We start from the raw sequence: 9,606 nt of genomic DNA, 5'->3' as shown, positions 1-9,606 counted from the left end.
AGATGGGTATAAGAGACAGCGGGTAGCCGCCGATCACCACCGCCGAGCGCACCGCCCGTTCGCCGTCCGGGGCCGCGGCCACCGCACGGCGCAGCGAGCGGGCGGTCCAGGAGTCGGACGGGATCACGGACAGGGCGGCGGCGGTGACCGCGCCCGGGGCGGCGCCCGTCATGGCCGCCGCCACGCCCGCCGCCACCGCCTGGCCGCCGTAGATGCCCTCGCCCTCGTGGCTCACGCTGCCGTCGATCGCCACCAGCCGCGCCGCCTCCGCCGGGCGGCCCGCCGCGAACACGCCGAACGGCGCGGCGCGCATCGCCAGGCCGTCGCTCCAGGCGTGGCGGTGCTGGGCGGAGATCGGGGCGGCCAGGCCGCGGCGGAGGTTCTCCAGCGTGCCGCGCTCACTGAAGCCCGCGCCCCGGAACGGTCCTTCGTCCAGGTCGGCGATCCACAGGTGCCACGCGTTCTCGACATGGGCCACGGTGAGCGCCGAGCCGTGGCGGGCCAGCAGCAGGCCGGAGAAGATGGCGTACTCCGTGTCGTCCGTGCCGGCGGGGTCGGGGGACACGAAGCCTTCGACGCGGCCCCAACGGCGGCGGATCTCGGAGGGTTTCATGTTCTCGGCGGGGGCCCCGAGCGCGTCGCCCACCGCCAGACCGAGCAGGGCGCCCCGCCCCCTGTCGCGGAGTGCGCGAACGGCGTGCGGCTCGCGCAGGGCCAGTGGCGCGCGGCCGTGATCGGTGCGGGACTGCATGCAATCAACTCCCTGGGCTCGTTCCTGGATCTGTGCCACGCGAGGGCCCGGCAAAGGCTCCGAAACGTCAGCGTCACCCGGTCGGCGTGGGGTCTGAGCTGCGGGTAAGTACGGCCTTCCTTGCTGGCGGGGTGCTCGAATCGTGCGTACTTTCGATGGTGTTGAGGGGGTGAGCGGGCCGCATTCGGCCCCGCCTCCGCGCGAGAGGGGAACGGGCGGGAATGGCCATCATCGAGACCGAGGCGACGCTGCACGAGGCGCACCGCGACAACCACACGCACCGTGACGTGAATGGCGGTTGGCTGCGCCCTGCCGTCTTCGGCGCCATGGACGGTCTCGTGTCGAACCTGGCGCTGATGACCGGGGTGGCCGGCGGGTCCGTGGGTCAGCAGACGATCGTCATCACCGGTCTCGCGGGGCTGGCGGCCGGCGCCTTCTCCATGGCGGCGGGCGAGTACACCTCCGTCGCCTCGCAGCGCGAACTCGTCGAGGCGGAACTCGACGTCGAGCGCCGTGAGTTGCGCAAGCACCCGAAGGACGAGCTGGAGGAGCTCGCCGCGCTCTACGAGTCGCGGGGCGTCGACCCGGACCTGGCGCGCGAGGTCGCCACGCAGCTGTCCAGGGACCCCGAGCAGGCGCTGGAGATCCACGCCCGTGAGGAGCTGGGCATCGACCCGGGGGACCTTCCCTCCCCGCTGGTGGCCGCCGTATCGTCGTTCGGGGCGTTCGCGCTGGGCGCCCTGCTGCCCGTACTGCCGTACCTGCTGGGGGCCTCGACGCTGTGGCCCGCGGTGCTGCTCGCGCTCGTCGGGCTCTTCGCGTGCGGAGCGCTCGTGGCGAAGGTGACGGCTCGGACCTGGTGGTTCAGCGGGCTGAGGCAGTTGGCGCTGGGTGGCGCCGCCGCCGGTGTGACGTACGCCCTCGGCACTCTGTTCGGAACCGCCGTAAGGTGAGACACTATGCGGGTGTCCACATAAGTAATCTGTTACTCGTTGGTTTCGTCTTCGACACCACCGGGCAATAGCCCACGACACCGCAGGCAACGAAGCCTGCTCCGTGACGACCGGACGATGTCGGTCTGTCCGCCGGTGACCTACCCCGCACCGCTGTGCGCGGTGTCCGCATGTTGGAATGCGCTATCCACTTCGCGAGAAGCCAGCCATCATGTAACCTGCACGAAATTTCGCGGAGGGCCAACGTCGTCCCTCGGTAGTTGCATATGCCACGACGACGACGGGAGTGCCGATGCGTATCCACGCCTGGTCGCCCATGGACGGTCGCCCCGCCCAGCAGGGGATGTACGACCCCCGTAACGAGCACGACGCCTGCGGCGTCGGCTTTGTGGCCACCCTTACCGGTGTGGCCAGCCATGAGCTGGTCGAGCAGGCGCTGACCGTACTGCGCAATCTCGAACACCGCGGTGCCACGGGATCCGAGCCCGACTCCGGCGACGGCGCCGGAATCCTGCTCCAGGTCCCCGACGCCTTCCTGCGCGAGGTCACCGACTTCGACCTCCCCGAGGCCGGGGCGTACGCCGTCGGCATCGCCTTCCTGCCCGCCGACGGCCCCGCACAGGCCGTCGAGCGGATCGAGGCGATCGCCGCCGAGGAGGGCCTCGACGTACTGGGATGGCGTGAGGTTCCCGTCACTCCCTCGCTGCTCGGCAACGGCGCCCGCGCCACGATGCCCTCGTTCTCCCAGATCTTCGTCGCGGACGGTACGTCGACGGGCCTCCAGCTGGACCGCAAGGCCTTCGTCCTGCGCAAGCGCGCCGAGCGCGAGGCCGGTGTCTACTTCCCGTCGCTCTCCGCGCGCACCATCGTCTACAAGGGCATGCTCACCACCGGGCAGCTCGAGCCGTTCTTCCCCGACCTGTCCGACCGGCGCTTCGCGACCACCGTCGCCCTGGTCCACTCGCGGTTCTCGACGAACACCTTCCCCAGCTGGCCGCTCGCCCACCCGTACCGCTTCGTCGCGCACAACGGCGAGATCAACACGGTCAAGGGCAACCGCAACTGGATGAGGGCCCGCGAGTCCCAGCTCGCCTCCGACCTCTTCGGAGCGGAGAAGCTGGAGCGGATCTTCCCCGTCTGCACGCCCGACGCCTCGGACTCCGCGTCCTTCGACGAGGTGCTGGAGCTGCTGCACCTCGGCGGGCGCTCGCTGCCGCACGCGGTGCTGATGATGGTCCCCGAGGCGTGGGAGAACCACGACTCCATGGACCCGGCGCGGCGCGCGTTCTACCAGTACCACGCCACGATGATGGAGCCCTGGGACGGGCCGGCCTGCGTCACCTTCACCGACGGCACCCAGGTCGGCGCCGTGCTCGACCGCAACGGTCTGCGCCCCGGACGCTACTGGGTGACCGACGACGGGCTCGTCGTGCTGTCCTCCGAGGTGGGCGTGCTGGACATCGACCCGGCGAAGGTGGTCCGCAAGGGCCGCCTGCAGCCCGGCAAGATGTTCCTCGTCGACACCGCCGAGCACCGGATCATCGAGGACGACGAGATCAAGGCCGGCCTCGCCGCCGAGGCGCCGTACCAGGAGTGGCTGGAAGCCGGCGAGATCGAGCTGGAGGACCTGCCCGAGCGTGAGCACATCGTGCACACGCACGCCTCGGTCACCCGCCGCCAGCAGACCTTCGGCTACACCGAGGAAGAGCTGCGCGTCATCCTCGCCCCGATGGCCCGTACCGGCGGCGAGCCGCTCGGCTCCATGGGCACGGACTCGCCCATCGCGGCGCTGTCCGAGCGGCCCCGGCTGCTCTTCGACTACTTCACCCAGCTGTTCGCGCAGGTCACGAACCCGCCGCTGGACGCCATCCGCGAGGAGCTCGTCACCTCGCTGCGCTCCTCGCTCGGCCCGCAGGGCAACATCCTGGAGCCGACCGCCGCGACCTGTCGCAACGTGACGCTGCCGTTCCCGGTGATCGACAACGACGAGCTGGCCAAGCTCATACACATCAACGCCGACGGCGACATGCCGGGCATGACGGCCGCCACGCTGTCCGGTCTCTACCGCGTCAGCGGCGGCGGCGACGCGCTGGCCGCCCGCATCGAGGAGATCTGCGCCGAGGCCGACGCCGCCATCGAGGCCGGCGCCCGCCTGATCGTGCTCTCCGACCGGCACTCGGACGCCGAGCACGCGCCGATCCCGTCGCTGCTGCTCACCTCCGCCGTGCACCACCACCTCATCCGAACGAAGCAGCGCACCCAGGTGGGGCTGCTCGTCGAGGCCGGCGACGTCCGCGAGGTGCACCACGTCGCGCTGCTCATCGGCTTCGGAGCCGCCGCCGTCAACCCGTACCTGGCCATGGAGTCCGTCGAGGACCTGGTCCGCGCGGGCACCTTCATCGAGGGCGCCGAGCCCGAGCAGGCCATCCGCAACCTGATTTACGCCCTCGGCAAGGGCGTCCTGAAGGTCATGTCGAAGATGGGCATCTCGACCGTCGCCTCCTACCGGGGCGCGCAGGTCTTCGAGGCCGTCGGCCTGGACGAGGCGTTCGTCGAGAAGTACTTCAACGGCACCGCGACCAAGATCGGCGGCGCCGGTCTCGACGTCGTCGCCAAGGAGGTCTCCGCCCGGCACGCCAAGGCGTACCCGGTCTCCGGCATCTCCGCGTCGCACCGCGCGCTGGAGATCGGCGGCGAGTACCAGTGGCGCCGCGAGGGCGAGCCGCACCTGTTCGACCCGGAGACGGTCTTCCGCCTCCAGCACGCCACGCGCAACCGCCGGTACGACATCTTCAAGCAGTACACGGACCGGGTGAACGAGCAGTCCGAGCGGTTGATGACGCTGCGTGGGCTCTTCGGCTTCAAGAGCGGGCGTACGCCGATCTCGATCGACGAGGTCGAGCCCGCCTCCGAGATCGTCAAGCGCTTCTCCACCGGCGCCATGTCGTACGGCTCCATCTCCCAGGAGGCGCACGAGACCCTCGCCATCGCCATGAACCAGCTGGGCGGCAAGTCCAACACCGGTGAGGGCGGCGAGGACGCCGAGCGGCTGTACGACCCGGCGCGGCGCTCCAGCATCAAGCAGGTCGCCTCAGGCCGCTTCGGTGTCACGAGCGAGTACCTGGTCAACGCCGACGACATCCAGATCAAGATGGCGCAGGGCGCGAAGCCCGGCGAGGGCGGCCAGCTCCCCGGCCACAAGGTCTACCCGTGGGTCGCCAAGACCCGGCACTCGACGCCGGGCGTGGGGCTCATCTCCCCGCCGCCGCACCACGACATCTACTCCATCGAGGACCTGGCCCAGCTGATCCACGACCTCAAGAACGCCAACCCGGCCGCGCGCATCCACGTGAAGCTGGTGTCGGAGGTCGGTGTCGGCACGGTCGCCGCCGGTGTGTCCAAGGCGCACGCCGACGTGGTGCTGATCTCCGGCCACGACGGTGGCACGGGCGCCTCGCCGCTGACCTCGCTCAAGCACGCGGGCGGCCCCTGGGAGCTCGGCCTCGCTGAGACCCAGCAGACGCTGCTGCTCAACGGGCTGCGCGACCGTATCGTCGTCCAGACCGACGGCCAGCTGAAGACCGGCCGCGACGTCATCATCGCCGCGCTGCTCGGCGCCGAGGAGTTCGGTTTCGCGACCGCGCCGCTCGTCGTCTCCGGCTGCGTCATGATGCGCGTCTGCCACCTGGACACCTGCCCGGTCGGCATCGCCACGCAGAACCCGGTGCTGCGCGACCGCTTCTCCGGCAAGGCCGAGTACATCGTCAACTTCTTCCAGTTCATCGCGGAGGAAGTGCGCGAGCTGCTGGCCGAGCTCGGCTTCCGTACGCTCGAAGAGGCGGTCGGCCACGCCGAGCTCCTCAACACCGACGCGGCCGTGGAGCACTGGAAGGCGCAGGGCCTGGACCTGGAGCCGCTCTTCCACGTGCCCGCGCTGCCCGAGGGCGCGGTCCGCCACCAGATCACGACCCAGGACCACGCGCTGGAGAAGGCGCTCGACAACGAGCTGATCAAGCTGGCCGCCGACGCCCTGGCCGTGGACAGCGCGGAGGCCGCCGGACCGGTCCGCGCGCAGGTCGCGATCCGCAACATCAACCGGACCGTCGGCACGATGCTCGGCCACGAGGTGACGAAGAAGTTCGGCGGGGCGGGTCTGCCCGACGACACCATCGACATCACCTTCACCGGCTCGGCCGGCCAGTCCTTCGGCGCCTTCGTGCCGCGCGGTGTGACGCTGCGCCTCGAAGGCGACGCCAACGACTACGTGGGCAAGGGCCTTTCGGGCGGCCGGATCGTCGTCCGTCCCGACCGGGGCGCCGACCACCTCGCCGAGTACTCGACGATCGCGGGCAACACCATCGCGTACGGCGCCACCAGCGGCGAGCTCTTCCTGCGCGGACGGACGGGCGAGCGCTTCTGCGTCCGCAACTCCGGCGCCACGGTCGTCTCGGAGGGCGTGGGCGACCACGGCTGCGAGTACATGACCGGCGGTCGCGCGGTGGTGCTGGGCGAGACCGGGCGCAACTTCGCGGCCGGCATGTCCGGCGGCGTCGCGTACGTCATCGACCTCGACCCGGACAACGTCAACTCCGGCAACGCCGGGGCGGTCGAGGCCCTGGACGACGCCGACAAGCAGTGGCTGCACGATGTGGTGCGCCGCCACGAGGAGGAGACCGGGTCCACGGTCGCCTCGAAGCTGCTGGCCGAGTGGGACACCGCGGTGACCCGCTTCAGCAAGATCATCCCGTCCACGTACAAGGCAGTGCTCGCCGCCAAGGACGCCGCTGAGCTCGCCGGTCTCTCCGAGCAGGAGACCACCGAGAAGATGATGGAGGCGGCGACCCATGGCTGACCCCAAGGGCTTCCTGACCACCGGACGCGAGGTCGCCAAGACCCGTCCCGCCGGTGAGCGCGTCAAGGACTGGAACGAGGTCTACGTTCCCGGCTCCCTGCTGCCGATCATCAGCAAGCAGGCCGGGCGCTGCATGGACTGCGGCATCCCGTTCTGCCACAACGGCTGTCCGCTCGGAAACCTCATCCCCGAGTGGAACGACTACGCCTACCGCGAGGACTGGGCGGCCGCTTCCGAGCGGCTGCACGCCACGAACAACTTCCCGGAGTTCACCGGGCGGCTGTGCCCGGCTCCCTGCGAGTCGGCGTGCGTGCTCGGCATCAACCAGCCGGCCGTCACCATCAAGAACGTCGAGGTCTCGATCATCGACAAGGCGTGGGGCAACGGCGACGTCACGCCGCAGCCGCCCGAGCGCCTGTCGGGCAAGACCGTCGCCGTCATCGGCTCGGGCCCGGCGGGCCTCGCCGCCGCCCAGCAGCTGACCCGGGCCGGCCACACGGTCGCGGTGTACGAGCGCGCCGACCGCATCGGCGGCCTGCTGCGCTACGGCATCCCCGAGTTCAAGATGGAGAAGGTGCACATCAACCGCCGCATCGAGCAGATGCGCGCGGAGGGCACCAAGTTCCGCACCGAGGTCGAGATCGGCCGCGACATCGACGCCGCGAAGCTGCGGCGCCGGTACGACGCGGTGGTCATCGCCGCCGGCGCGACGGTCTCCCGCGACCTGCCCGTCCCGGGCCGCGAGCTGAACGGCATCCACTTCGCGATGGAGTACCTGCCGCTCGCCAACAAGGTGCAGGAGGGCGACCTGACGGTCTCCCCGATCACCGCCGAGGGCAAGCACGTCGTGGTCATCGGCGGCGGCGACACCGGCGCGGACTGCGTGGGCACCGCCCACCGTCAGGGCGCGGCGTCCGTCACGCAGCTGGAGATCATGCCCAAGCCGGGCGAGGACCGCAACGCCAACCAGCCGTGGCCGACCTTCCCGATGCTCTACAAGGTCACCTCCGCGCACGAGGAGGGCGGCGAGCGGGTCTACTCCGTCTCGACCACCCACTTCGAGGGCGACGAGGACGGCAACGTCCAGTTCCTGCACCTCGTCGAGGTGGAGTTCAAGGACGGCAAGCTGGAGCAGAAGCCCGGCACGGAGCGGAAGATCCCCGCCCAGCTGGTCACCCTCGCGATGGGCTTCACCGGCACCGACCAGCAGAACGGTCTGGTGCAGCAGTTCGGCCTGGAACTCGACGCCCGTGGAAACATCGCGCGCGACGGGCAGTACGCTACGAACGTGGACGGCGTCTTCGTCGCCGGTGACGCCGGCCGCGGTCAGTCGCTCATCGTGTGGGCGATCGCCGAGGGCCGCTCGGCGGCGCGTGGCGTGGACCGGTTCCTGACCGGTACGAGCGAGCTGCCCGCCCCGGTGAAGCCGACGGACCGTGCGCTGACCGTCTGACGTACGTCCCCCAAAGAACGTCCCGTACAACGGCGTGCGGAACTATGCGGCGCCTGCCCCGTCCCCGACCGGACACCGGGTGGGCGCCGCGCCATGTCCGGGCCCGGCCGGGCGCAAACCGGGGCAACCGGCCCCCACCTCAGGCGCGTTCCGGTACGGGGGGCGCGACCGGGGCGGTGGGCGGCCGCAGCATGCGGTGGATCAGGACGGCCGCCACCGCCGTGGTGAGCGCCACCAGAGTCAGGGCGGACTGCCAGGCGTACGCGAACTGGGCGGCCAGGTCGGCGTGACGGGGGCCGGACAGCTTGCCCGCGGCCACGTCCGCCGCCAGGGCGGCGTCGCCGACGCGCGTGCGGACCAGGGCGATCAGGGCGGCGCCGAAGACGGCCAGCATCAGCGAGTTGGAGCCCGCCCGGATCGTGTGGAGAAGGCCGGAGGCCATGCCCACGTTCTCCTGGTCGACCATGCTCATGGCCTGCGCGTCGACCATGCCCAGAGCCAGGCCGCCGGCCACACCGAGCACGATCAGCGGGGCCGCGAGGGCGGCCGCGCCCACGCCGGGGCGCAGTACGAGGACCAGCAGGGCGTTGCCGGCGGCCGACAGCAGCAGGGCCGTGACGATCAGGTGGCGGGGCGGGACACCGCGGTTGACCAGTCGGGCGCCGATCTGCGGGACGACGAAGACGGGAGCGGTCATCATCAGCATCACCAGCCCCGCGTCCCCCGCGCTCAGGCCGTTCGCGCCCTGCAAGTAGGTGGGGAAGAAGATCATCACGCCGGAGGAGCCGACCGCCACGGACGTCGCGCCGACGATCCACCCCATGAAGCGGCGGTCACGCAGCAGCGCCAGGTCCAGCATCGGGTGGGCGGCGCGGCGTTCCACCCGTACGAACAGGGCGAGCAGCGCCGCACCACCGAGCAGGGGTACGAGTACCCGCGGGCCGGTCCAGCCCGCCTGACCGCCCTGGGTGAGGGCGAACATCACCATGCCGAGCGCCGCGACGAAGGTGACCGCTCCGGCCGTGTCCACGCGCGGGCGGGTGGTGGCGCGCGACTCGGCCATCAGGAACGTCGCGGAGATGACGACGAGGCCGGCGACGCCGAAGACGAGGAACGTCGTACGCCATCCGAACGCGCCGACCAGCGAGCCGGAGACGGTGGGGCCGACCGCGATGCCGATGCCCGCGACCGTGCCGACCGTCGCGAACACCCGGGTGCGGGCCGGTCCTTCGAAGGCCGTGGCGAGGATCGCGCCGCCGCCCGCCATCACACCGGCCGCGCCGACGCCCGACAGGGTGCGGGCGGCGTCCAGGACGAGGACGCTCTGGGCGGTGAAGGCGACCAACGTGCCGGCGGTGTAGAGGGCGGCGCCGCCCGCGTACACCTTCCGGCGCCCGAAGAGGTCGCCGAGCGAGCCCGCGACCATCATGAAGACGGAGGCGGTCAGGAAGTAGCCGGTGACGACCCACTGGAGGGACGCGCCCGAGGCGTCGAGGTCCCGGCCGATCTCGGGGAGCGCGATCGTCGTGCCGGACATGGACATGGGCAGGGTCAGGTAGCCGAGCAGGACGATCAGCAGGGTCGCCCTGGCGCGGCG

General features: G+C 71.0%; 5 protein-coding genes. 3 read left to right on the top strand and 2 right to left on the bottom strand.

All coding sequences use genetic code 11. From position 1 onward, the window contains the following. Positions 1–751: ADP-ribosylglycohydrolase family protein (locus E2E34_RS26365; protein WP_244316123.1), on the bottom strand; the 751-nt coding region annotated here is incomplete at its 3' end. Between the two features lie 221 nt (positions 752–972). Here E2E34_RS26365 and E2E34_RS26360 point away from each other — a divergent pair. From E2E34_RS26360 to E2E34_RS26350, 3 genes are all read left to right on the top strand, one after another. Then, complete coding sequence (locus E2E34_RS26360) at positions 973–1,704, top strand: VIT1/CCC1 transporter family protein (protein WP_138904414.1); 732 nt, start codon at positions 973–975, stop codon at positions 1,702–1,704. Between the two features lie 292 nt (positions 1,705–1,996). Next, positions 1,997–6,556 carry a glutamate synthase large subunit gene (gene gltB, locus E2E34_RS26355; protein ID WP_138904413.1) on the top strand — a complete coding sequence of 1,520 codons (4,560 nt, stop codon included), beginning with the start codon at positions 1,997–1,999 and terminating at the stop codon, positions 6,554–6,556. Further along, positions 6,549–8,009, top strand: a complete 1,461-nt coding sequence (locus tag E2E34_RS26350) for a glutamate synthase subunit beta (RefSeq protein WP_138904412.1) — start codon at positions 6,549–6,551, stop codon at positions 8,007–8,009. The genes gltB and E2E34_RS26350 overlap by 8 nt, the downstream gene beginning before the upstream one ends. Before the next feature lie 139 nt (positions 8,010–8,148). Here E2E34_RS26350 and E2E34_RS26345 read toward each other — a convergent pair. After that, positions 8,149–9,606: MFS transporter (locus E2E34_RS26345; RefSeq protein ID WP_138904411.1), on the bottom strand; the 1,458-nt coding region annotated here is incomplete at its 5' end.

Source organism: Streptomyces albidochromogenes, assembly GCF_005981925.1.
GTDB lineage: Bacteria > Actinomycetota > Actinomycetes > Streptomycetales > Streptomycetaceae > Streptomyces > Streptomyces albidochromogenes.
The sequence above is the reverse complement of the archived record's forward strand: the minus strand, read 5'-3'. Positions and strand labels throughout refer to the sequence as shown.

Bases quoted from the DNA above. Each gene is read 5' to 3' on its own strand.
- E2E34_RS26350 (WP_138904412.1), top strand. From the start codon at position 6,549: ATGGCTGACCCCAAGGGCTTCCTGACCACCGGACGCGAGGTCGCCAAG.
- E2E34_RS26360 (WP_138904414.1), top strand. From the start codon at position 973: ATGGCCATCATCGAGACCGAGGCGACGCTGCACGAGGCGCACCGCGAC.
- gltB (WP_138904413.1), top strand. From the start codon at position 1,997: ATGCGTATCCACGCCTGGTCGCCCATGGACGGTCGCCCCGCCCAGCAG.